The sequence below is a fragment of the Streptomyces sp. NPDC013457 genome (assembly GCF_043089925.1).
Classification (GTDB): domain Bacteria; phylum Actinomycetota; class Actinomycetes; order Streptomycetales; family Streptomycetaceae; genus Streptomyces.
This window is the reverse complement of record NZ_JBICBL010000007.1, coordinates 178,344-202,524: the sequence shown is the minus strand read 5'-3', so window position 1 is coordinate 202,524 and position 24,181 is coordinate 178,344. Positions and strand designations below refer to the sequence as shown.

Genomic DNA, 24,181 nt, shown 5'->3' with positions numbered 1-24,181 from the left:
TCTGGGGTTCTACGGATGACGAGGGATCAGAGCAGGGCCGCGCGCGGGCCGTCGGGCTGCTCCAGGCGCCGATCGGTGACCGAGCGGGCGAGCGAGGAGGACTCCTCCTCGGTGAGCCTGCGGAAGCCCTCGTCGGTGATGACGGTGACGATCGGGAAGATGCGGCGGTACAGATCCGGGCCGCCGGTCGCCGAGTCGTCGTCGGCGGCGTCGTACAGCGCCTGGACGACCAGCGTGGTGGCCTGCTCCTCCGTGAGGTCGGGGCGGTACAGCTTCTTCATCGAACCGCGCGCGAAGACCGAACCGGAGCCCGTGGCGGCGAAGCCGTGCTCCTCGGAGCGGCCGCCGGTCACGTCGTAGGAGAAGATCCGGCCCTTCTCCTTGCCCTCGTCCCAGCCCGCGAAGAGCGGCACGACGGCCAGACCCTGCATGGCCATGCCCAGATTGCCGCGGATCATGGTGGACAGGCGGTTCGCCTTGCCCTCCAGGGAGAGCGTCGCGCCCTCCACCTTCTCGAAGTGCTCCAGCTCAAGCTGGAACAGCTTGACCATCTCGACGGCGAGACCGGCGGTGCCGGCGATGCCGACGGCCGAGTACTCGTCGGCCGGGAACACCTTCTCGATGTCGCGCTGCGCGATCATGTTGCCCATGGTCGCCCGCCGGTCACCGGCGAGGACCACTCCGCCGGGGAAGGTCACGGCGACGATCGTCGTGCCGTGCGGCGCCTCGACGACACCCTCCGGCAGCCGCCGGTTGCCCGGGAGCATCTCCGGCGAGTGGGCGGAGAGGAAGTCCATGAACGAGGACGAGCCCGGCGTCAGGAAGGCAGCTGGTAGACGCCCGGTGCTACGAGTGTTGGCTTCCACGCGTGTCCCTCCAAGGATGAGATGGCCCGCCGCAGAGTGTCGGGATCGTCTCCCAACTTGCCGATGGCCGAATAACAGTTGAAGCACAGTACGCCACGGACCCTACCCGCCCCGTGACAATGATCAACATGGACCGCCGGAGCGGCCAGGCAGATCGTGCAGATACCCATCTGCGAGGAGATCATCTCGTCGCGCTCGGCTTCCGTGATGCCGTATCTCCGCTGCAGGTGGCCTGCGCGGCCTTCGATTGCACGACACGCCTTGCAGCGGGTCGAGAAGCCATCGGAGGCCGACCTGTTGCGATCCCACTCCGAGTGAGGTTCGAGCTCGCCGCGGCGTCGGCAGTACGTGTGCCCGTCGGGCGCCTTGACCTCGGGGCGGACGTTCTTGCCCCTGGCGATCCGCCTCTGCCGGTGACAGTCCGCCGCGCGCGGCCTGCAGTCGCACTGCAGGCCGTCACGCGTGGACTCGTTACTGGCGAAAGCTTCCCGCGGCTTGATCTTGCCGCACCGACCGCACCGCTTACTCGCTTCCGACATTCAGCCCCCGGAGCCCTTCACCTTCACATCGAAGGTGAAATCACTCGCCACCCTTCTGAACGAAGGAGCGCACGAAATCCTCGGCGTTCTCCTCGAGGACGTCGTCGATCTCGTCCAGGACGGAGTCCACGTCGTCGCTCAGCTTCTCCTGGCGTTCCTTGAGGTCGGAGCTCGCCTCCGCGGTCGTCTCCTCGACCTCCTCCGTGGAACGCGTCGCCTTCTGCTGTCCGCCGCCGGTGTCCTTGGTCGCCATATCCCTCACCCCGCTCGAATCGGCCCGCTCGGTTGGGTCTCTCAAGATCAGACCCTACAAGCCAGGTCTGACATCGGCCCCGCAGTTCGCTACAACGTCCGGGCACTAGTCCCATGATTCCCAGTGGCCGGCCATTTCAGGCGCGCAGCGGCCGTCGATCAATTGCCGGACAGCACACGCACCAGTTCCTCGGCCGTCCTGCACCGGTCAAGGAGCTCCTTCACGTGGTTCCTGGTGCCCCGCAGGGGCTCCAGCGTCGGCACCCGCTGGAGTGAGTCGCGGCCGGGAAGATCGAAGATCACGGAGTCCCAGGACGCGGCCGCCACATCGTCCGCGTACTGCTCCAGGCAGCGGCCACGGAAGTAGGCCCTGGTGTCCTCCGGAGGCTTCGTCTCCGCCCTCTCGACCTCGGTCTCGTCCAGGAGCCGCTTCATGCGCCCCCGGGCCGCCAGGCGGTTGTACAGGCCCTTCTCGGGGCGTACGTCGGCGTACTGCAGGTCCACGAGGTGCAGCCGCGCCGCGTCCCAGTCGAGGCCGTCCCGTCGCCGGTAACCCTCCATGACCTCCCGCTTGGCGATCCAGTCCAGCTCGCCGGCCAGGCTCATCGGGTCGTTCTCGAGCCGGTTGAGGGTGTCCTCCCAGCGGACCAGGATGTCCTTGGTCTGCTCGTCGGCGTCCACGCCGTAGCGCTCCTCCACGTACTTCCTGGCCAGCTCGAAGTACTCCATCTGGAGCTGGACCGCGGTGAGTGTGCGGCCGCTGCGCAGCGTGACGAGGTACTGCAGGCCGGGGTCGTGGGAGACCTGGTGGAGGGTGCGGACGGGCTGGTCGACGGCGAGGTCCACGTTGATGAACGAGTCCTCGATCATGGAGAGGACCAGCGACGTCGTGCCCAGCTTGAGGTAGGTGGAGATCTCCGAGAGGTTGGCGTCGCCGATGATCACATGGAGCCTGCGGTACTTCTCGGCGTCCGCGTGGGGCTCGTCGCGGGTGTTGATGATCGGCCGCTTCAGGGTCGTCTCCAGGCCGACCTCGACCTCGAAGTAGTCGGCGCGCTGGCTGATCTGGAAGCCGTGCTCGCGGCCGTCCTGGCCGATGCCGACCCGCCCCGCGCCGGTGACCACCTGGCGGGAGACGAAGAACGGGGTGAGGTGGCGGACGATGTCCGAGAAGGGCGTCTCCCGCTTCATCAGGTAGTTCTCGTGGGTGCCGTAGGAGGCGCCCTTGTTGTCGGTGTTGTTCTTGTACAGATGGATGGGCTGGGCGCCGGGGAGCTGGGCGGCCCGCTCGGCGGCCTCCGCCATGATCCGTTCGCCGGCCTTGTCCCAGAGGACGGCGTCGCGGGGGTTGGTGACCTCCGGGGCGCTGTACTCGGGGTGGGCGTGGTCGACGTAGAGCCTGGCGCCGTTGGTGAGGATCACGTTGGCCAGGCCGATGTCCTCGTCCGTGAGCTGACTGGAGTCGGCGGCCTCGCGGGCGAGGTCGAAGCCGCGGGCGTCCCGCAGCGGATTCTCCTCCTCGAAATCCCAGCGGGCGCGGCGCGCCCGGTGCATCGCCGCCGCGTAGGCGTTGACGATCTGGGACGAGGTGAGCATGGCATTGGCGTTCGGGTGGCCCGGAACGGAGATCCCGTACTCCGTCTCGATGCCCATTACTCGCCGTACGGTCATGCGGCCCTCCTTGCCCGGCGGCGCTCCCCTTCGGGTGCGGCGCTACAAGTACCGACGAGCCTAGAGCGACTCCGCGCCGGTGGGGAGATCGATTACGTCATTCCTGCGAGGAAAAACTGCGGGGAAAAGCGTCCGGCTGCGGAGGTCCGTGGGTCCGGACCTCCGCAGCCGGTGTGCGATCTAGAGGTACTGACCGGTGTTGGCCACCGTGTCGATGGAGCGTCCGGTGTCCGCGCCCTGCTTTCCGGTGACGAGGGTGCGGATGAACACGATCCGCTCGCCCTTCTTTCCGGAGATCCGGGCCCAGTCGTCGGGGTTGGTGGTGTTGGGCAGGTCCTCGTTCTCCTTGAACTCGTCCACGCAGGCCTGGAGGAGGTGGGAGACGCGGATGCCCTTCTGGTTGTGGTCGAGGAAGGCCTTGATGGCCATCTTCTTGGCCCGGTCGACGATGTTCTGGATCATCGCTCCGGAGTTGAAGTCCTTGAAGTACAGGACTTCCTTGTCGCCGTTGGCGTAGGTGACCTCGAGGAAGCGGTTCTCCTCGGATTCCGCGTACATCTGCTCGACCACGGACTGGATCATTCCGTGGGCCGCGGCCTCCTTGGAGCCGTGGTGCTCCGAGAGGTCGTCGGAGTGGAGCGGCAGCGTGGCGGTGAGGTACTTCGCGAAGATGTCCTTCGCCGCCTCGGCGTCCGGACGCTCGATCTTGATCTTGACGTCGAGCCGGCCGGGCCGCAGGATCGCGGGGTCGATCATGTCCTCGCGGTTGGAGGCGCCGATGACGATGACGTTCTCCAGGCCTTCCACGCCGTCGATCTCGGCGAGCAGCTGAGGGACGATCGTGTTCTCGACGTCCGAGCTGACTCCGGATCCACGGGTGCGGAAGAGGGATTCCATCTCGTCGAAGAAGACGATGACGGGGGTGCCCTCGCTCGCCTTCTCCCGGGCACGCTGGAAGACGAGGCGGATGTGCCGCTCGGTCTCGCCGACGTACTTGTTGAGGAGCTCGGGACCCTTGATGTTCAGGAAGTACGACTTCCCGGCGGGCTGCCCGGTCACCTCGGCGACCTTCTTGGCAAGGGAGTTGGCGACGGCCTTCGCGATCAGCGTCTTGCCGCAGCCGGGCGGACCGTAGAGCAGGATGCCCTTCGGCGGCCGGAGCTCGTGCTCCTTGAAGAGGTCCGGGTAGAGGTACGGAAGCTCGACCGCGTCCCGGATCATCTCGATCTGGCCGCCGAGGCCGCCGATCTTGTCGTAGTCGACGTCCGGGACCTCTTCCAGGACCAGTTCCTCGACCTCGCTCTTCGGCACGACCTCGTAGACGTAGCCGGAGCGGGGTTCGAGCAGCAGGGCGTCGCCGGGGCGGATGGTGATGTCCAGCAGCGGCTCGGCGAGCCTGACCACCCGTTCCTCGTCGGTGTGCCCGATCACCAGGGCGCGCTCGCCGTCCTCGAGGATCTCCTTGAGGGTGACGATGTCCCCGGCGCGCTCGAACTCCATGGCCTCGACCACGTTGAGCGCTTCGTTGAGCATGACTTCCTGGCCGCGCCGGAGCTCGTCGAGCTCGACGCTGGGGCTGACGTTCACCCGGAGCTTGCGGCCCCCGGTGAAGATGTCGCACGTGCCGTCCTCGTTGGCCTGCAGGAAGACACCGAAGCCGGCCGGCGGCTGTGCGAGCCGGTCGACCTCCTCCTTGAGGGCCACGATCTGGTCGCGGGCCTCACGGAGTGTGTTCGCGAGCCGCTCGTTCTGCGCGGACACGCCGGCCAGGTTTGTCTGCAGCTCGACGATCCGCTCTTCGAGAATCCTCGTATGACGCGGAGAGTCGGCGAGCTTGCGGCGCAGGACGGCGATTTCCTGCTCAAGATAGGCAACCTGGCCGGCGGGGTCTTCAGACCCCCGCCCCGGCCGGATGCCGCGGTTGATGTCGTCGTCGTGGGCTGCCACGGTCCTCACCTCCTCCAAGGGGAGCTGGACGCTTCCTGACCCTACCTGCGTGGGTGGTGATTGAAACCCCTAGATCACAAAGACTGTCGGGGTGTGTCCGATCTTCACCCTTGCGCTTCCCCTCACGCCAAGGGAATACCCACCCATCAACATCGGAAAGCAGCCGGTTGTATCGTCGTCAGTGGTCAACACCCGTCAGGCTTGACCGGACTTAGAAGAACGATCTCTTTTTCGACGCTCAGGAACGGCAGGAGACATGACCGTGCAGCACGAGGCCCCGACGGAGGGCGCCGGCGAGGCGCTGGAGGTCTGGATCGACCAGGATCTCTGCACGGGGGACGGGATCTGCGCGCAGTACGCTCCCGAGGTCTTCGAGCTGGACATCGACGGCCTGGCGTACGTGAAGAGCGCGGACGACGAGCTGCTGCAGGACGCCGGGGCCACGACGCCGGTGCCGCTGCCGCTGCTCCAGGACGTGGTGGACTCCGCGAAGGAGTGTCCCGGCGACTGCATCCACGTCCGAAGGGTCGCGGACAGGGTCGAGGTCTACGGCCCTGACGCGGAGTGACGGATCACACGCTCCGTGCGTCGGACCGGGCGGAGCGGACGAAGCTTCCGCCCTTCCACCGCCAGCTGACGCGCTCCCGCTCGTCGGGGCAGCAACTCGGTACGTCCGGGGAGGAGTAGCCGAGCAGGGTGGCGGCGACCGCTCCGTCGCGTACGGCGAGGTCGGCGACGTTCTTCTGCCGGCCGGTCTCGACGAGGGTCGCGACCACCCGCGCCCCCGGGCCGGTCTTGGCGTGGGTCAGGACGTAGAGGGCGTGGGGCGGCGTTCCCGAGCCGGCTTCGCAGTGTACGACTGCGACGGTTTCGGGTTTTCCGTCGCCGTCGAGGTCCCCGGAGGCGCGCTGCGCGATCTTGACGGGGGCTCCCCCGCACTCCAGCGGGTACTCGGCCGCCGAGGCGTCGGGTGCGGGCCGTGCGGCGGCCGGCGCGGTGCCCGAGGCGGCGGTGGTGGTGGCGGTGGCGGGGCCGGGCTGCAGCAGTCCGGCGGCGGCCACGACGGCGGCCATCGCGGTCGCGGTGGCCAGCCAGTGCACCGGCCGGGCGTGGGTGTGCGCGAGGTCCGGGACGGCGGGGGGCTGCACGCGGGATGTCTCCTGTGAGGGTGGTGCGGAAGGAGTTGCGGGCATCGTGCCATACGTCACAGGCGGGCGGAACAGGTGGGGTGCGGGCTCTGCGCAAAGATGCCGAACGTGAAGGTGCCGCCGTCGAGTTCCCGGCCCATGGGGCGGAACTCGACGGCGGCACGCGTTCGTTGTCGGGGCGTCAGCCTCGGGGGCGTCAGCCCTTGTTGGGGCCTTCGTAGTCCTCGCCGTAGGCGCCCTTGGCGGGGCGGCGGCGGCGCATGGGGGGCTCGACGCCGTCGGCGAGGCGCCGGGCGGTGACGAGGAAGCCGGTGTGCCCGATCATGCGGTGGTCGGGGCGGACGGCCAGGCCCTCCACGTGCCAGTTGCGGATCATGGACTCCCACGGCTGGGGTTCGGCGTAGCAGCCGAACTCGCGGATGGACTCCACGGTGCGCGCGAGCTGGGTGGTGGTCGCCACGTAGCAGCAGAGGATGCCGCCGGGGACGAGGGCCTTGGAGACGGCCTCCAGGCACTCCCAGGGAGCGAGCATGTCCAGGATGACGCGGTCGACGTCGGTGTCGGACAGGTTGTCCTGGAGGTCGCCGACGGTCAGCTCCCAGGCGGGGTGCGGGCCGCCGAAGTAACGCTCGACGTTGCCCTTGGCGATCTCGGCGAAGTCCTCGCGGCGCTCGTAGGAGTGCAGCATGCCGCTGTCTCCGATGGCGCGCAGGAGGAAGCTGCTGAGAGAGCCCGATCCCACACCGGCTTCCACGACGCGCGCGCCGGGGAAGATGTCGGCGAAGGCCAGGATCTGCCCCGCGTCCTTGGGGTAGACCACGGCGGCGCCGCGGGGCATGGACAGGACGTAGTCGGGGAGCAGGGGGCGCAGCGCGAGGTAGGCGACGTTTCCCGTGGTACGGACAACACTGCCCTCGGGAGCACCGATCAGCTCGTCGTGGGGGAAGGAACCCTTGTGGGTGTGGAAATTCTTCCCGGCCTCGAGCGTGAACGTGTAGTGGCGTCCCTTGGGATCGGTGAGCTGGACCTGGTCCCCGACCTTGAAGGGCCCGCGACGGCGGGCGGCACCGGTCGGTTCGGACATGTGACCAGAGTACCGGGGTTATGCGGAGGGTCGTGCCATGGCCTTGACGAAGGCGCGCTCCACGTCCGCGGCGGAGAGGACTCCGTAGATCTCGTCGTTCTCCTCGACGACGAGGTACTCGGAGGCCGGGCTGGTGCGGAGGTGGTCGAGCAGGGGCTGGCCCGTGAGTTCGGCGGGGACCCTCATGCCGTCGGTGAGGTCCTGGGTGAGTGTGCTGACGGCGACCCAGGGGCGGCGGTGCTGGGGGACGCCGGCGATGGCGGTCTCGCGGACGAGTCCGGTGGGGTTGCCCTGGCCGTCGACGACGACGAGCGCGCGGGCCCCGGCCTCGTTGGCACGGCGGAGCGCCTCGGAGAGCGGGGTGGCGGGTTCGACGGGGATGGCGCGCCTGGTGAGGGTGCGGGCCTGGAGTTCGGGGAGGTGTTCGCGGAGCCGGGCCATGCGGAGGCTGTTGCCCGCGCCGGTCCAGATGATCGCGGCCAGGATCGCGGCGAGCAGGGCGTCGGTGACGGTGTCCATGCCGCTGATCTCGTCGGTCGAGTTGCCGAGGAGGCCGGTGCGGGTGAGGAGCGGGAGGCCGATGAGGACGGCGACGGCGAGGGCGCGGCCGACCCAGGCGGCGGCGACGGTGCCGGTCATGGGCTTTCCGGTGATCTTCCAGACCACGGCGCGCAGCATGCGGCCGCCGTCGAGCGGGAGGCCGGGCAGCAGGTTGAAGATCGCGACGATCAGGTTGGAGATCATCAGGCCGGCGAGGAGGACACCGGGGACGGTGCCGGGCTCGACGGCGTACATCGTGAGGTAGAAGACGCCCGCGAGGATCAGGGAGAGGAGCGGGCCGACGAAGGCGAGGACGAATTCGCGGCCGGGGGTCTCCGTCTCCTTCTCGATCTCGGAGACTCCGCCGAAGAACTGGAGCTGGATGCGGCGCACCGGGAGTTTGAAGCGGAGCGCGGCGATGGTGTGGGCCAGTTCGTGCACGAGCACGGAGGCGTAGAAGGCGATCGCGAAGAAGAGGGAGACCAGGTAGCGGGCGGCGCCGAGGTCGGGCAGGACGCGCTGGATCTGGTCGCCGAAGACCCAGGTGATCAGCGCGGCGACGAGGAACCAGCTGGGCGCGACGTAGACGGGCACGCCGAAGGGGCGGCCCATGAGGAGCCCTCCGCCGGGTTCCTCGCTCCGCCGGGTGCGGGCGTCGGCGTTGGCCGGCGGTTCCGGGTCGCCGGACCGCGGCCGCTTCTTCTCGCCGCGCTCGTCGTCCTGGTTCACGGGTTCCTCTCGTAGCCTTCCGCGCGACCCCTGTCGTGCGTCACTCTTCGATCATGCAGCGTGACGGGGTCCGGCGTCGATGGTATTCGGCTCGCTGTCGGTGGCGGGTCGTAGGGTCTGTGTCATGAGTACGAGCGAGCAGCCGCCCGTGGGGGCCCGGACGCCCACGTCGTTGTCGCCCTCGCGGGCGAGCGACTTCATGCAGTGTCCCCTGCTGTACCGGTTCCGCGTGATCGACAGGCTGCCCGAGAAGCCGAGCGAGGCGGCGACGCGGGGCACGCTGGTGCACGCGGTCCTGGAGCGGCTCTTCGACCATCCCGCGGCGGAGCGGACGGCGCCGCGGGCGAAGGCGCTGATCCCGGGCCAGTGGGACCGGCTGCTGGAGTCGCGGCCCGAGCTGGGCGAGCTGTTCGCCGAGGACGCGGAGGGGGAGCGTCTGTCGCGGTGGCTGGTCGAGGCCGAGAGGCTGGTGGAGCGGTGGTTCACGCTGGAGGATCCGACGCGTCTCGAGCCGGCGGAGCGTGAGCTGTTCGTCGAGACGGAGCTCGACTCGGGGCTGCGGCTGCGCGGGGTGATCGACCGGATCGACGTGGCGCCGACGGGCGAGGTGCGCATCGTCGACTACAAGACGGGCAAGGCTCCGCGCCCGGAGTACAGCGAGGGCGCGCTGTTCCAGATGAAGTTCTACGCGCTGGTGATCTGGCGGCTGAAGCGGGTGATCCCGCGCCGTCTGCAGCTGGTGTACCTGGGCAGTGGTGACGTGCTGACGTACGACCCGGTGGAGGCGGATCTGCTCCGGGTGGAGCGGAAGCTGCTGGCGCTGTGGGAGGCGATCCGGCTCGCGACGGAGACGGGCGACTGGCGGCCCCGCCCGACGAAGCTCTGCGGCTGGTGCGACCACCAGGCGGTCTGTCCGGAGTTCGGCGGCACTCCCCCGGTGTATCCGCTGGAGATCGGCGGGGTGGCTCGGGACGGGGTGAGGGAGAGGACTCTGGAGGAGATCGGGGAGAAGACCCGGGAGGAGATCCAGGAGGAGGTCCGGGGCGAGATCGTCTCCGCGCGCCCGCCGGAGTCGGGCGATTCGGGGCAGGGCAGAATGGACCCGGTCCAGCCCGCGCCGTGAAGGAGTTCTCGTGGCTATCCGCGTCCTACTGGTCGACGACCAGCCGCTGCTGCGCACCGGTTTCCGGATGATCCTGGAGGCCGAGCAGGACATCGCGGTCGTCGGTGAGGCCGGGGACGGTCTGCAGGCCCTCGACCAGGTCCGGGCGCTCCAGCCCGACGTGGTGCTGATGGACATCCGGATGCCGCGGATGGACGGGGTCGAGGCGACGCGCCAGATCACGGGTCCGGGACGGGACGGCCCGGCGAAGGTGCTGGTGCTGACCACCTTCGACCTGGACGAGTACGTGGTGGAGGCGCTGCGGGCGGGAGCCAGCGGCTTCCTCCTGAAGGACGCGCCGGCCAACGAGCTGGTGCAGGCGATCCGGGTGGTGGCGGCCGGCGAGGCGATGCTGGCCCCGTCGATCACGCGCCGGCTGCTCGACAAGTACTCGGCCCATCTGCCGTCGGGCGACGAGCAGGTGCCGGACACGCTGAACACCCTGACCGACCGCGAGGTCGAGGTCCTGAAGCTGGTGGCGCGCGGTCTGTCGAACGCGGAGATCGCGGCGGACCTGTTCGTCAGCGAGACGACCGTGAAGACGCACGTGGGCCATGTGCTGACGAAGCTGGGCCTGCGCGACCGGGTCCAGGCCGCGGTGTACGCGTACGAGAGCGGACTGGTGCGCCCCGGCGCGCAGTAGGCGGCGGACCGGCACAGCCGGTACGGGAACGGAAAGGGGCCCGGCACGCGTGATGCGTGCCGGGCCCTTTCGCTCGGCGCCACGGGACGGTGCACCGTGGCTCCGGGCGCCTCCGGGTGACCCCGTCAGCCCTTCTTGATCTCCCAGAAGCGGAAGACGGTCGAGGCGTCGAGCGTCCAGTCGAGACCCGTGATGCCGTCCCGGGCGACGGCGTACTGCTTGCCCTGCCACAGCGGCAGGAGGGGCAGCTCCTCGGCGACCAGGTCCTGGAGCTTGCCGAAGTCCTGGTCGGTGCCGGCGCGGTCGGTGGACGCGGCGGTCTTCGGGAGCAGGGTGTTGGTGATCGTGTCGTTGGCGTAGTTGTTGCCGAGGACGTTGCCCTCGCCGAAGAACGGGGCGGTGAAGTTGTCGGCGTCCGGGTAGTCGGGCACCCAGCCCTTCACGTACACGCCGTACTTGCCGGCCGCGATGTCCTTCTCGTACTGCTCGTACTCGACGGACTTCACGTCGGCCTGGAACAGGCCGCTGCGGTTGAGCTGTTCGGCTATCGCCTTGAGCTCCTGGTCGGTGGAGGGGCCGTACCGGCTCGGCGTGGACCAGAGGGTGAGCTTCACCTTGTCGGTGATGCCGGCCTTGCGCAGCGCCTTCTTGGCCTTGGCCGCGTCGGGGCCGCCGTAGGTGTCGAAGAAGGCGGTGTTGTGGCCGGCGATGCCCGCGGGGACGATCGAGTAGAGCGGCGTGGCGGTCGACTTGTAGATGTTCTGGACGAGCGCCTCGCGGTCGACGAGGTGGGCGATCGCCTGGCGGACGCCGAGCTTGCCGACGACGGGGTCCTTGACGTTGAAGACGAGGTGCTGGACCTCGGCGCTGGTGCCCTGGACGACCTCGACGCCCTGGTCGTCCGCGGAGGCTTCGAGGGTGGCGATCTCGTCGGCGTTGAGGCCTCGGTAGGCGACGTCGACCTCGTTCTCGGCGAAGGCCTTGGAGAGGGCGGCGCGGTCACCGCCGTAGAGCTTGAGGGTGACACCGCCGTTCTGCGGCTTGGCGCTGCCCCGGTAGTCGGCGTTGACCGAGAAGACGGCCTCGGTGTCGCTGATGGAGTCCAGCTTGTACGGGCCGGAGCCGACCGCCTTGCCGTCGGTGCGCAGCGCGTTCTCGTCGTACTCGCGGTGGTCCACGATCGAGCCGGCGCCCGAGGCGATCTTGCTCGGGAAGGTGGCGTCGGCGGTCTTGAGGCGGAAGACGACCGTCAGGTCGTCAGGGGTCTCGATGGAGGCGATCGAGGAGAGCAGCGGCGCCGGGCCGGCCGGGTCGTCGATCTTCAGCGCGCGGTCGAAGGAGAACTTGACGTCCTTCGAGGTCAGCGGGTTGCCGTTCGAGAACTTCAGCCCCTCGCGCAGGGTGCAGGTGTAGACCTTGCTGCCGCCTGCGAAGGAGCACTTCTCGGCCGCTTCCGGCTGGGGCTCGGTGGTGCCCTTGGGGAAGCTGAGCAGGGACTGGAAGACGTTGTTGAACAGCAGCCAGGAACCCGGGTCGTAGCCGGCGGCCGGGTCGGTGGCCAGTACCTCGTCGGACATGCCGACGCGGACGTTGTCACCGGAGTTCGCGGCGCCTCCGCCCTGCTCCGTGCCGCAGCCGCTGAGCAGGGCGGCGGACAGGCCCGCGGCGAGGGGGGCCGTCAGCCACTTGTTGTGCTTCACAGAACGTGCCTCTTGATCTCTTGCCAGGCCGGCCGCGCGCGGGTGCGCGGCCGGTGTAGCCGAACGGGTGGAGGAGGGTCAGGCGCTGCCGCGGCCGAGCTCCCACAGGAGCAGGTCCGAGGAGGTGTTCAGCGCCCATTCGACACCGGTCAGGTCGTCGTGCGCGGCGACGTACTGCTTGCCCTGCCAGAGCGGCAGGACCGGTACGTCCTGGGCGACGATCTTCTGGATCTGTCCGAAGACGGGGCTCGCGGCGCTGCGGTCGGCCGAGCGGCGGGAGCGCGGGATCAGCTGGTCGCGTACGGACGCGTTGACGTAGGGGGTGTTCAGGAAGTTGTCGGCGTCGAGGAAGGGGGCGACGTAGTTGTCCGGGTCCGGGAAGTCCGGGAACCAGCCGAGGCCGTAGACGGGGAAGTCGCCGCGCTTCTGCGCCGGCCGGAAGGTCGACCACTCGCTGCCCTTGACGGTCACGTCGAAGAGCCCGGTGGCGTTGAGCTGGTCGCGCAGCGCCTCGAACTCCGCCTTGGTGCCGGCGCCGTAGTGGTCGGTGGTGTAGTGCAGCGTGAGCGCGACGGGGGCGGTGATGTCGGCCTTGCGGAGGATGCCGGCCGCCCGGCTCTTGCTGGGCTCGCCGTAGGCGTCGAAGAAGGCGGTGGAGTGGCCGGTGACGCTGGAGGGGATCAGCGAGTAGAGCGGCTGGGCGGTCGCTCCGTAGACCGAGTTGACGATCGCGCCGCGGTCGATGACGGTGGCCATGGCCTGCCGGACGGCCTTGTCCTTGACGGACGGGGCGTCGGTGTCGAAGGCGAGGTAGCGGATCTCCAGGCCGGGGACCTCGGTGAGCTCGATGCCGTCCTTGGGCTTCTCGGTGAGCGACTTGACCTGGTCGAGCGACATGGAGCGGGTCATCATGTCGATCTCGCGGCTCTCCAGGGCCTTGCCCATGACGTCGGCGTCGGGGAAGGAGCGCAGCTCGACCTTGTCGTTGTTCAGGGCGATGTCGCCCTTGTAGTTCGGGTTCTTGGTGAAGACGGCCTTGCGGATGCGCTGGCCGTCGCGCTCGGTCTTCATGACGTAGGGGCCGGAGCCGTCGACGTCGAAGCCCTCGCGGAGCTTCTTGGCGCTGTACTTGTCCTTGCTGAGGATGCCGGCGACCGGGGTGGAGAGCTTGTACGGGAAGGTCGCGTCGGGGGTCGTGAGGTGGAACACGACCTCGCGCTCGCCGTTGGTCTCGACGGTGTCGACGTTGGCGAGGAGCGCGGCGGTGCCGTTGTCCGACTTGATGGCGAGGACGCGCTCGACGGAGAACTTGACGTCCGCGGCGGTGAGGGGCGAGCCGTCGGCGAAGGTGAGTCCCTCGCGGAGCTTGCAGCGGTAGCTCTCGCTGGCGCGGTCGCTGAAGCCGCAGCTCTCGGCGGCCTCGGGGACGGGCTCGCCACCGCCGCGGGGCACGTGCATCAGGGTCTGGACGGTCTGCCGGAGGATGTTCCAGGCACCGGTGTCGTAGGCGAAGGCCGGGTCGAAGGGCGCGGGGGCCTCGCTGGTGGCGACGAACTGGTCCGTGGTGCCGACGACGATGGCTCTGGACTCGTCCGAGTCGCCGCAGGCGACGAGCAGCGGGGCGAGCAGGCCGACGACGGCCGGCAGGGCCAAGGTCTTGCGGTTCATCCGGGGCGTTCTCCTCATCCCGCACGGGGATACAGCGGCGTACGGACACTCCGCCGCTTCCGCCCGTTCCGGGCGGGCGATCGGGCCGGGATGGTGAGCGATCGGACCTGCGTTCGCGGCGACCTGGATGCGGCGCCGGCGCACGCGGAGGGTGCGGCGAGTACTCGCGAAAGATTAGTGGGAGACGCCGATACGACGGACCGCGCAAGAGCGGGCCCGGATGCGGATAGTGATCATGAATACGGAGAGCCCGATAGTCATGCGCGGGAATGATTCAGCCCGGAACGCGCGAATCAGGACAGACTTCGATGGTCAAACCCCGGCGTTACGGACATGGGGTGCGGGACGGCCACCGGCGGTCCAGCACGCTGGGTGACGAAGGTCACGCGTGCGGCCGTTCCGCGGATGGCCGGTCCCGTTCCATGGATGGCCGGTCACAGGGGTACGGGGAGGAGCACCGCCCGTGTCACGGGCCGGCGATCGCCGACCGGGTCACGGCCCGGCGATCAGCGTCCGCAGGAAGGGCACGTCCACGTCCTCCAGGGAGCGGACCACGACCCGTCCGGCGGAGGGCGCGATCGGGGCGACCGAGGGGACGGCGACCACGCGGCAGCCGGCGGCCTCGGCGGCCGCCACGCCGGTCGCGGTGTCCTCGATGACGGCGCACAGCGAAGGGTCCGCGCCGACCCCGCTCGCCGCCGTCAGATACGGCTCGGGGTCGGGCTTGGTGCGCAGCACCTCGTCACCGGCCACTGTGAGGGTGAAGCGGTCACGGCCGAGCGAGGCGAGTACCCGGTCGATGATCCGGCGGTGCGAGGCGGAGACCAGCGCGGTCGGGATGCCGTGCTGCGCCAGCTCGGCGAGGAGCCGCTCGGCGCCCGGCATCAGCGGCACGCCCCGGGTGATGCGCTGCTCGAACTTCTCGTTGAGCAGGACCGTGAGCTCGGGAAGCGTGATGTCGGCGCCGGTGGCCTCCACGAGATAGCCCGCGCTGCGGGTCATGGGACCGCCCACCACGATGTCGCGCCAGGCCTCGTCCAGCCGGTGTCCGAGGTCGGCGAAGACCTCGACCTCCGCGTCCCACCAGAACCCCTCGGTGTCGACCAGGGTGCCGTCCATGTCGAGAAAGACCGCCTGCAGCGCGGAGCTTCCGTTGGCGCGGAACAAGGACGCGGGGACCGTACTGGTCATCCGGCACACCTCCATGGAGGGACGAGAAGGCCGGTCACCCTCCCCGGCACGGGGGTAGGGCGACCGGCCTGCACTGGACCGACCAGTGTACGTCCGGATCACCTGAGGTGCGCTGATTTACCCGCGGGGCGGGTGTTACCGCGCGTTGAAGTACTTCGCCTCGGGGTGGTGGATCACGATGGCGTCGGTGGACTGCTCAGGGTGGAGCTGGAACTCCTCCGACAGCTGGACGCCGATCCGCTCGGGCTGGAGGAGATCCGCGATCTTGGCCCGGTCCTCCAGGTCGGGGCAGGCCCCGTAACCGAGCGAGAAGCGGGCACCGCGGTACTTGAGCGCGAACATGTCCTCGACGTCGGCCGGGTCCTCGCCCGCGAAGCCGAGCTCGGCGCGGACGCGCGCGTGCCAGTACTCGGCGAGGGCCTCGGCCAGCTGCACGGAGAGACCGTGCAGCTCCAGGTAGTCACGGTAGGAGTCGGACTCGAACAGCTTGGCGGTGGCCTCGCCGATCCTGGAGCCGACGGTGACGACCTGGAGGCCGACGACGTCGGTCTCGCCGGACTCCTCGGGGCGGAAGAAGTCCGCGAGGCAGAGGCGGCGGCCGCGGCGCTGGCGCGGGAAGGTGAAGCGGGTCCGCTCGTTCCCTGCCTCGTCGAGGATGATCAGGTCGTCACCCTTGGAGACACACGGGAAGTAGCCGTGGACGACGGCCGCCTCCAGGAGGTTCTCGGTGTGCAGCTTGTCCAGCAGGCCGCGCAGCCGGGGCCGGCCCTCGGTCTCGACCAGCTCCTCGTACGTCGCACCGCCCGCGCGGGCCTGCTTGAGTCCCCACTGCCCCTTGAACAGGGCGCCTTCGTCCAGCCAGGAGGCGTAGTCCTTCAGCGGGATGCCCTTGCTGACGCGGGTGCCCCAGAACGGCGGGGTGGGCACCGGGTTGTCCGTGGCCACGTCGGAACGGCCGCCCGGCTCCGACTCCTCCGCCTGCAGGGCCGGGGTGTCCCGCTTGGCGACCCGGCGCTGCTTGAGCTCCGGCAGTACGGCTCCGGGGACACCGCGCTTGACGGCGATGAGCGCGTCCATCAGCCGCAGGCCCTCGAAGGCGTCGCGGGCGTAGCGCACCTCGCCCTGGTAGATCTCGTGGAGGTCCTGCTCGACATAGGCGCGGGTCAGGGCGGCGCCACCGAGGATCACGGGGTACTTGGCGGCCAGCTCGCGCTGGTTGAGCTCCTCCAGGTTCTCCTTCATGATCACGGTCGACTTCACCAGGAGACCGGACATGCCGATGACGTCGGCGCGGTGCTCCTCCGCGGCCTCCAGGATCGCCGAGACCGGCTGCTTGATGCCGAGGTTGACGACGTTGTAGCCGTTGTTGGACAGGATGATGTCGACGAGGTTCTTGCCGATGTCGTGGACGTCGCCCCGGACGGTCGCCAGCACGATCGTGCCCTTGCCGTCCGCGTCCGACTTCTCCATGTGCGGTTCGAGGTAGGCCACGGCCGTCTTCATGACCTCGGCGGACTGGAGCACGAACGGCAGCTGCATCTGGCCCGAGCCGAAGAGCTCGCCGACGACCTTCATGCCGTCGAGCAGCGTCTCGTTGACGATGTCGAGGGCCGGGCGCTCCTGCAGGGCCTCGGCGAGGTCCGCCTCCAGGCCGTTCTTCTCGCCGTCGATGATGCGGCGCTTGAGGCGCTCCTCCAGCGGCAGGGCGAGGAGCTCCTCGGTCTTGCCGGCCTTCATCGACTTGGTGGTGGCGCCCTCGAAGAGGGCCATCAGCTTCTGCAGCGGGTCGTAGCCCTCGGCGCGCCGGTCGTAGATCAGGTCGAGCGCGGTGCTGACCTGCTCCTCGTCGAAGCGGGCGATCGGCAGGATCTTCGAGGCGTGCACGATCGCCGAGTCGAGGCCGGCCTTGACGCACTCGTCGAGGAAGACGGAGTTGAGCAGGATGCGGGCGGCCGGGTTGAGACCGAAGGAGATGTTGGACAGGCCCAGCGTGGTCTGGACGTCCGGGTGGCGCCGCTTGAGCTCCCGGATGGCCTCGATGGTGGCGATGCCGTCCTTGCGGGACTCCTCCTGCCCGGTGCAGATGGTGAAGGTGAGGGTGTCGATGAGGATGTCCGACTCATGGATGCCCCAGTTGCCGGTCAGGTCCTCGATGAGCCGCTCGGCGATCGCGACCTTGTGCTCGACGGTGCGGGCCTGGCCCTCCTCGTCGATGGTGAGGGCGATCAGCGCGGCGCCGTGCTCCTGGGCCAGACGGGTGACCTTGGCGAAGCGGGAGTCGGGCCCGTCGCCGTCCTCGTAGTTGACGGAGTTGATGACGGCGCGGCCGCCGAGCTTCTCCAGACCGGCCCTGATGACGCCGACCTCGGTGGAGTCGAGGACGATCGGCAGGGTCGAGGCGGTGGCGAAGCGGCCTGCGAGCTCCTCCATGTCGGCGACGCCGTCGCGGCCGACGTAGTCGACGCAGAGGTCGAGCATGTGCGCGCCCTCGCGGATCTGGTCGCGCGCCATCTCGACGCAGTCGTCCCAGCGGCCCTCCAGCATGGCCTCGCGGAACTTCTTGGAGCCGTTGGCGTTGGTGCGCTCGCCGATCGCCATGTAGGAGGTGTCCTGGCGGAACGGGACCGTCTGGTAGAGCGAGGCGGCGCCGGGCTCGGGACGCGGTTCGCGGACGCCGGGGGCGAGTCCGTGGACCCGCTCGACGACCTGGCGCAGATGCTCCGGGGTGGTACCGCAGCAGCCGCCGATCAGGGACAGTCCGTACTCGCGGACGAAGGTCTCCTGGGCGTCGGCGAGCTCGACCGGGGTCAGCGGGTAGTGCGCGCCGTTCTTGCCGAGGACGGGCAGGCCGGCGTTGGGCATGCACGAGAGCGGGATACGGGAGTGCCGGGCAAGGTAGCGCAGGTGCTCGCTCATCTCGGCCGGACCGGTGGCGCAGTTCAGGCCGATCATGTCGATGCCGAGCGGTTCGAGCGCGGTGAGCGCGGCGCCGATCTCCGAGCCGAGCAGCATGGTGCCGGTGGTCTCGACCGTGACCGACACGATCAGCGGCACGTCGGCGCCGAGGGCGTCCAGGGCGCGGCGGGCGCCGATGACGGACGCCTTGGTCTGCAGCAGGTCCTGGGTGGTCTCCACGAGCAGCGCGTCGGCGCCGCCGGCGAGCATGCCCTCGGCGTTCTGCTGGTAGGCGTCGCGCAGGGTGGTGTACGGGGCGTGGCCCAGCGTCGGCAGCTTCGTACCGGGGCCCATGGAGCCGAGGACCCAGCGCTGCCGTCCGGTCGAGGCGGTGAACTCGTCCGCGACCTCGCGGGCGATGCGGGCGCCGGATTCCGACAGCTCGTACACCCTTTCGGGGATGTCGTACTCCCCCAGGGCGGCGAAGTTGGCGCCGAACGTGTTGGTCTCCACGCAGTCGACACCCGCGGCGAAGTACTCCTCGTGCACGGAGCGGACGATGTCGGGCCGGGTGACGTTGAGGATCTCGTTGCAGCCTTCGAGGTTCTGGAAGTCCTCGAGGCTGGGGTCCTGTGCCTGGAGCATGGTGCCCATGGCTCCGTCGGCCACGACCACGCGGGTCGCGAGTGCCTCGCGGAGGGCTGTGGCGCGGGTCCGGCTGTCAGCGGAAGGGGTCGGCGACGAGGCCATGGATGAGCTCCCTGGGATGCGACGGCTGTCGGCTTTGCACGCTCGGCGGAGGGTGCACGGAGTCAGACTAACCGCGCTGATGCCGGGGTGGACATCGCGTTCCACTGGGCGGACGGCATCCTGTGTCGCGGGGCTCCCGGTCGCGGCCGTTCATGCCCGACACTGTGTGGGTAAAGATCGGTCGGCATCGACCGATAGTGTTCAGCATTGTCGAACAGCATGATCCAAGCGATCCTGTTCCCCGAGGATCCACGGGACGACCCGGGATCGGGACATCAATGGACAGGGAGAAGGGCCGGGCGATGGCGAAGAACATCCAGTCGCTTGAACGGGCGGCGGCGATGCTGCGACTGCTCGCGGGCGGCGAGCGCCGGCTCGGCCTGTCGGACATCGCCTCGTCCCTGGGCCTGGCCAAGGGCACGGCGCACGGCATCCTGCGCACCCTGCAGGCCGAGGGCTTCGTGGAACAGGAGGCGGCCTCGGGCCGCTACCAGCTCGGCGCCGAGCTGCTGCGCCTGGGCAACAGCTATCTGGACGTGCACGAACTGCGGGCGCGGGCACTGGTCTGGACGGACGACCTCGCGCGGTCCAGCGGCGAGAGCGTCCACCTCGGCGTCCTGCACCAGCAGGGCGTGCTGATCGTGCACCACGTCTTCCGGCCGGACGACAGCAGGCAGGTCCTGGAGGTGGGGGCCATGCAGCCGCTGCACTCCACCGCCCTGGGCAAGGTCCTGTCGGCGTACGACCCGGTGGCGCACAGCGAGGTCCTGGAGGTGCCGCGCGAGGGCTTCACGCCCCGTACGGTCACCGAGCTCACGGAGTTCGAGACGCTGCTCGACATGACGCGGGCCCGGGGCTGGGCCGCGGACGTGGAGGAGACCTGGGAGGGCGTGGCCTCGGTGGCCGCCCCGATCCACGACCGGCGCAGGATGCCGGTGGGCGCGGTGGCGATCACGGGCGCGGTGGAGCGGGTCTGCGACGGGGGCGAGCTGCGCTCCGAGCTCGTCGCCGCGGTACGGGACTGCGCCCGCGCCGTTTCCCGCGACCTGGGCGCCGGCCGCTTCTGAAACGGAGCCGCTGATCAGGGGCGCGCGAGCGCGCGAAAGGGCACGCTGAACCCGTCGGTAACGATCCCGTTATCGGCGGGTTTTTCGTTACCGGAACCCTTGACGCGCTGTTAACCGGAGGGCAAAACTTCCGTTCATCGGTCGGCATTGCCGAACACCTACCGGCAATACGCGCTAGAGTGTGGCAGTGCCAAGGGCCGGCAACGCCCTCATCAGAGGGCGCGGACCACCGGAGGGACCCGGGGTTCGCCTTCCCCTGGACGAAGGACAAAGGAGTCGCGGGTGTCCAGCTCCGACATCTTCATCGGCGAGATCATTGGTACCGCCGTACTCATTCTGCTCGGCGGCGGTGTCGTCGCCGCCGTGGTGCTCAAGCGCTCGAAGGCCCAGAACGCCGGGTGGCTCGCCATCACCTTCGGGTGGGGCTTCGCGGTCATGACTGCCGTGTACATGACGGGTACCCTCTCGGGCGCCCACCTGAACCCCGCCGTCACCGTGGGCATCGCCCTCAAGGACGGCGACTGGAGCAACGTTCCGGTCTACTTCGCGGGTCAGATGGTCGGCGCCATGCTCGGCGCCTTCCTGGTCTGGGTCGCCTACTACGGACAGTTCCAGGCCCACCTCACGGACACGGAGATCATCTCCTCGCCGCACGAGGAGGGCATGGTCGACCAGAAGTCCGCCCCCGACGCGGGCCCCGTGCTCGGCGTCTTCTCCACCGGCCCCGAGATCCGGAACGTCTGGCAGAACCTGGCCACCGAGATCATCGGCACTGTCGTGCTGGTCCTCGCGGTGCTCACGCAGGGACTCAACGACAGCGGCAAGGGCCTCGGCGTCATCGGCGCCCTGATCACCGCCTTCGTCGTGGTCGGCATCGGCCTCTCGCTCGGCGGCCCGACCGGTTACGCGATCAACCCGGCACGTGACCTCGGCCCGCGCATCGTGCACGCCCTGCTCCCGCTGCCGAACAAGGGTGGCTCCGACTGGGGGTACGCCTGGATCCCGGTCGTCGGCCCCCTGGTGGGCGGCGCCATCGCCGCGGGTATCTACAACATCGCGTTCGCCTGAGCCGTCCTTCCACCCAGACCTCCTTGGAGCACACCGTGACCGACGCACACACCGCCGGCCCGTTCATCGCCGCCATCGACCAGGGCACCACCTCCTCCCGCTGCATCGTCTTCGACAAGGACGGCCGGATCGTCTCGGTCGACCAGAAGGAGCACGAGCAGATCTTCCCGAAGCCGGGCTGGGTCGAGCACGACGCCGCCGAGATCTGGACCAACGTCCAGGAGGTCGTGGCGGGCGCCATCGAGAAGGCGGGCATCACCTCCGCCGACGTCAAGGCCATCGGCATCACCAACCAGCGCGAGACCACCCTGCTCTGGGACAGGAACACCGGTGAGCCCGTCCACAACGCCCTCGTCTGGCAGGACACCCGCACCGACACCCTCTGCAAGGAGCTCGGCCGCAACGTCGGCCAGGACCGCTTCCGCCGCGAGACCGGCCTCCCCCTCGCCTCGTACTTCTCCGGCCCCAAGGTCCGCTGGCTGCTCGACAACGTCGAGGGCCTGCGCGAGCGCGCCGAGCGCGGCGACATCCTCTTCGGGACCATGGACTCCTGGGTCATCTGGAACCTCACGGGCGGTGTCGACGGCGGTCACCACGTCACCGACGTCACCAACGCCTCGCGCACCATGCTGATGAACCTGCACACCATGGCCTGGGACGAGAAGATCCTGCAGTCCATGGAGGTCCCGGCCGCCGTGCTGCCGGAGATCCGCTCCTCCGCCGAGGTGTACGGCACCGTCAAGGGCGGCGTCCTGGACGGCGTCCCGGTCGCCTCCGCGCTCGGCGACCAGCAGGCCGCGCTGTTCGGCCAGACGTGTTTCGCCGAGGGCGAGGCCAAGTCCACGTACGGCACCGGCACCTTCATGCTGATGAACACCGGCGACAAGATCATCAACTCCTACAGCGGCCTGCTGACCACCGTCGGCTACCAGATCGGCGACGAGAAGCCGGTCTACTCGCTGGAGGGCTCGATCGCCGTCACCGGTTCGCTGGTGCAGTGGATGCGCGACCAGATGGGCCTCATCAAGTCCGCCGCCGAGATCGAGACCCTCGCGTCCTCGGTCGAGGACAACGGCGGCGCCTACTTCGTGCCCGCCTTCTCCGGCCTGTTCGCCCCGTACTGGCGCTCCGACGCCCGCGGTGTGATCGCCGGCCTCACCCGGTACGTCACCAAGGCGCACATCGCGCGCGCCGTCCTCGAGGCCACCGCCTGGCAGACCCGCGAGATCACCGACGCCATGACGAAGGACTCCGGCGTCGAGCTGACCGCGCTCAAGGTCGACGGCGGCATGACCTCCAACAACCTGCTGATGCAGACCCTCTCGGACTTCCTCGACGCGCCGGTCGTGCGCCCGATGGTCGCCGAGACCACCTGCCTCGGTGCCGCCTACGCCGCCGGCCTGGCCGTCGGCTTCTGGCCCGACACCGACGCCCTGCGCGCCAACTGGCGCCGCGCGGCGGAATGGACCCCTCGCATGGACGCCGACAAGCGTGACCGCGAGTACAAGAGCTGGCTGAAGGCCGTTGAGCGCTCCATGGGCTGGCTCGAAGACGGATCTGACGAGGAGTAATTCGACATGACCACCCTGCAGAGCGTCCCCGCCCTGGGGACGCGACCGGCCGCCGGTTCCCTTCCGAGCCGCGCCGAGACCCGGGAGCAGCTTTCCAAGGCGACGTACGACCTCCTGGTCATCGGCGGCGGCATCCTGGGCATCTCCACCGCCTGGCACGCCGCGCAGTCGGGCCTGCGGGTGGCCCTGGTGGACGCCGGCGACTTCGCCGGCGCCACCTCCTCCGCCTCCTCCAAGCTTCTCCACGGCGGTCTGCGCTACCTGCAGACCGGCGCGGTGAAGCTGGTCGCGGAGAACCACTTCGAGCGGCGTGCGGTCTCCCGTCAGGTGGCACCGCACCTCGCCAACCCCCTCACCTTCTACCTGCCCGTCTACAAGGGCGGCCCGCACGGCGCCGCCAAGCTCGGCGCCGGTGTCTTCGCGTACTCCGCCCTCTCCGCCTTCGGTGACGGCGTCGGCCACCTGCTCAGCCCGGCGAAGGCCGCGCAGGACGTGCCGGAGCTGCGCACGGACAACCTGAAGGCCGTGGCCGTGTACGGCGACGACCAGATGAACGACGCCCGCATGGCGCTGATGACGGTCCGCGCCGCCGTCGACGCCGGCGCTGTCGTCCTCAACCACGCCGAGGTCACCGGGCTTCGGTTCACCCGCGGCCGGGTCACGGGCGCGGAGCTGAAGGACCGTACGAGCGGAGACGAGTTCGGGGTCACCGCCCGCCTGGTGCTCAACGCGACCGGCCCCTGGGTCGACCACCTCCGCCGGATGGAGGACCCGAACGCGGCGCCCTCCATCCGCCTCTCCAAGGGCGCGCACCTGGTCCTGAAGCGGACCTCGCCGTGGAAGGCCGCCCTGGCGACCCCCATCGACAAGTACCGCATCACCTTCGCCCTCCCCTGGGAGGACATGCTGCTGCTCGGCACCACCGACGAGGAGTACGAGGGCGACCCCGGCAAGGTCGAGGTGACCGAGAAGGACACCGCGCAGATCCTGGACGAGGCGGCGTTCTCCATACGCGACCAGCAGCTGTCGCGCGATCTGATCACCTACGCCTTCGCCGGTCTGCGGGTGCTGCCGGGCGGCCCCGGCGACACGTCGAAGGCCAAGCGCGAGACGGTCGTCACCGAGGGCCGCGGCGGGATGCTGTCGGTGGCCGGCGGCAAGTGGACGACCTTCCGCCACATCGGCCGTACGGTGATGAAGAAGCTGGAGTCCCTGCCGGGCCACCCGCTGGGCGAGGACTACGAGTCGGTCTCCACGCTGCCGAAGCGGCTCCCGCTGCCCGGTATCGCCAACCCGAACGCGGTGGCGCACCGGCTGCTCGTCGACGGTCCGGCCCCCGGTCCGCGGATGGCCGCCGACACCGCCAAGCACCTGGCGACGCACTACGGTTCGCTCTCCTTCGACATCGCGCGGATGGCGAACGAGAACCCCGAGCTTGCCCGGCGCATCCACCCGGACGCGCCGGAGATCTGGGCGCAGGTCGCCTACGCCCGTGACCACGAGTGGGCCGAGACGGCGGACGACGTGCTGCGTCGCCGTACGACGCTCACGATCCGCGGTCTGGCGACGGACGAGATCCGCGGCAAGGTCGAGGACATGCTCGGCGAGTAGCGCCGTGTAAGGGGCGGTCTCCATGGGAGGCCGCCCCTTACGCGTTCGTGTGCCGAGGCCCGTTCCTGGGTAGTCGATC

19 protein-coding genes are annotated in these 24,181 nt (G+C 69.3%); 7 read left to right on the top strand and 12 right to left on the bottom strand.

Annotated features, from left to right (window positions below; all coding sequences use genetic code 11):
* Positions 1–26: 26 nt before the first annotated feature.
* From prcB to arc, 5 genes are all read right to left on the bottom strand, one after another.
* Positions 27–866: a proteasome subunit beta gene (prcB, locus tag ACF1G2_RS20415; RefSeq protein ID WP_391799622.1), complete on the bottom strand. Its 840-nt coding sequence runs from the start codon at positions 864–866 to the stop codon at positions 27–29.
* Complete coding sequence (locus tag ACF1G2_RS20410) at positions 818–1,405, bottom strand: endonuclease VII domain-containing protein (protein WP_391799621.1); 588 nt, start codon at positions 1,403–1,405, stop codon at positions 818–820. The genes prcB and ACF1G2_RS20410 overlap by 49 nt, the downstream gene beginning before the upstream one ends.
* 40 nt (positions 1,406–1,445) lie before the next feature.
* Positions 1,446–1,658, bottom strand: coding sequence for a ubiquitin-like protein Pup (locus ACF1G2_RS20405; protein ID WP_030759619.1), 213 nt, complete (start codon positions 1,656–1,658; stop codon positions 1,446–1,448).
* A gap of 158 nt (positions 1,659–1,816) precedes the next feature.
* Positions 1,817–3,328: a depupylase/deamidase Dop gene (gene dop, locus ACF1G2_RS20400; protein WP_391799620.1), complete on the bottom strand. Its 1,512-nt coding sequence runs from the start codon at positions 3,326–3,328 to the stop codon at positions 1,817–1,819.
* Positions 3,329–3,508: 180 nt separating this feature from the next.
* Positions 3,509–5,275, bottom strand: a complete 1,767-nt coding sequence (gene arc / locus ACF1G2_RS20395) for a proteasome ATPase (RefSeq protein WP_352186418.1) — start codon at positions 5,273–5,275, stop codon at positions 3,509–3,511.
* Between the two features lie 256 nt (positions 5,276–5,531).
* On the opposite strand from arc, the gene ACF1G2_RS20390 reads away from it, so the two are divergent.
* Complete coding sequence (locus ACF1G2_RS20390) at positions 5,532–5,843, top strand: ferredoxin (protein WP_391799619.1); 312 nt, start codon at positions 5,532–5,534, stop codon at positions 5,841–5,843.
* 4 nt (positions 5,844–5,847) lie between these two features.
* Here ACF1G2_RS20390 and ACF1G2_RS20385 read toward each other — a convergent pair whose 3' ends face one another.
* The 3 genes from ACF1G2_RS20385 to ACF1G2_RS20375 form a co-directional block, all read right to left on the bottom strand.
* Complete coding sequence (locus tag ACF1G2_RS20385; RefSeq protein ID WP_391799618.1) at positions 5,848–6,423, bottom strand: hypothetical protein; 576 nt, start codon at positions 6,421–6,423, stop codon at positions 5,848–5,850.
* A gap of 196 nt (positions 6,424–6,619) precedes the next feature.
* A complete protein-coding gene (locus ACF1G2_RS20380) occupies positions 6,620–7,507 on the bottom strand; it encodes a tRNA (adenine-N1)-methyltransferase (RefSeq protein WP_391799617.1) in 888 nt (295 codons plus the stop codon).
* A gap of 18 nt (positions 7,508–7,525) precedes the next feature.
* The gene (locus ACF1G2_RS20375) at positions 7,526–8,776 is read right to left on the bottom strand and encodes a site-2 protease family protein (RefSeq protein WP_391799616.1); all 1,251 of its coding nucleotides are present in this window, start codon (positions 8,774–8,776) and stop codon (positions 7,526–7,528) included.
* Between the two features lie 124 nt (positions 8,777–8,900).
* Between ACF1G2_RS20375 and ACF1G2_RS20370 the strand changes: the two genes are divergently transcribed.
* Together ACF1G2_RS20370 and ACF1G2_RS20365 are read left to right on the top strand one after the other, a co-directional pair.
* Entirely contained in the window at positions 8,901–9,899 is a 999-nt protein-coding gene (locus tag ACF1G2_RS20370; protein ID WP_391799615.1) for a RecB family exonuclease, read from the top strand.
* Positions 9,900–9,909: 10 nt separating this feature from the next.
* Positions 9,910–10,581 carry a response regulator transcription factor gene (locus ACF1G2_RS20365; RefSeq protein ID WP_361439024.1) on the top strand — a complete coding sequence of 224 codons (672 nt, stop codon included), beginning with the start codon at positions 9,910–9,912 and terminating at the stop codon, positions 10,579–10,581.
* A 125-nt stretch (positions 10,582–10,706) separates the two neighbouring features.
* On the opposite strand, the gene ACF1G2_RS20360 is transcribed toward ACF1G2_RS20365, so the two are convergent.
* The 4 genes from ACF1G2_RS20360 to metH form a co-directional block, all read right to left on the bottom strand.
* The gene (locus tag ACF1G2_RS20360) at positions 10,707–12,281 is read right to left on the bottom strand and encodes an ABC transporter substrate-binding protein (RefSeq protein WP_391799614.1); all 1,575 of its coding nucleotides are present in this window, start codon (positions 12,279–12,281) and stop codon (positions 10,707–10,709) included.
* A 78-nt stretch (positions 12,282–12,359) separates the two neighbouring features.
* Positions 12,360–13,949 carry an ABC transporter substrate-binding protein gene (locus ACF1G2_RS20355; RefSeq protein WP_391799613.1) on the bottom strand — a complete coding sequence of 530 codons (1,590 nt, stop codon included), beginning with the start codon at positions 13,947–13,949 and terminating at the stop codon, positions 12,360–12,362.
* Positions 13,950–14,441: 492 nt separating this feature from the next.
* A complete protein-coding gene (locus tag ACF1G2_RS20350) occupies positions 14,442–15,140 on the bottom strand; it encodes an HAD family hydrolase (protein ID WP_391799612.1) in 699 nt (232 codons plus the stop codon).
* Positions 15,141–15,275: 135 nt separating this feature from the next.
* Positions 15,276–18,785, bottom strand: a complete 3,510-nt coding sequence (gene metH / locus ACF1G2_RS20345) for a methionine synthase (protein ID WP_391799611.1) — start codon at positions 18,783–18,785, stop codon at positions 15,276–15,278.
* Between the two features lie 302 nt (positions 18,786–19,087).
* Here metH and ACF1G2_RS20340 point away from each other — a divergent pair, with 302 nt between their 5' ends.
* The 4 genes from ACF1G2_RS20340 (at position 19,088) to ACF1G2_RS20325 (ending at position 24,102) form a co-directional block, all read left to right on the top strand.
* Positions 19,088–19,852: an IclR family transcriptional regulator gene (locus ACF1G2_RS20340; protein WP_361439325.1), complete on the top strand. Its 765-nt coding sequence runs from the start codon at positions 19,088–19,090 to the stop codon at positions 19,850–19,852.
* Between the two features lie 282 nt (positions 19,853–20,134).
* Entirely contained in the window at positions 20,135–20,920 is a 786-nt protein-coding gene (locus ACF1G2_RS20335; protein ID WP_391799610.1) for an MIP/aquaporin family protein, read from the top strand.
* A 35-nt stretch (positions 20,921–20,955) separates the two neighbouring features.
* Entirely contained in the window at positions 20,956–22,491 is a 1,536-nt protein-coding gene (glpK, locus tag ACF1G2_RS20330; RefSeq protein WP_391799609.1) for a glycerol kinase GlpK, read from the top strand.
* 6 nt (positions 22,492–22,497) lie between these two features.
* The gene (locus ACF1G2_RS20325; RefSeq protein ID WP_391799608.1) at positions 22,498–24,102 is read left to right on the top strand and encodes an FAD-dependent oxidoreductase; all 1,605 of its coding nucleotides are present in this window, start codon (positions 22,498–22,500) and stop codon (positions 24,100–24,102) included.
* Positions 24,103–24,181: the final 79 nt, after the last annotated feature.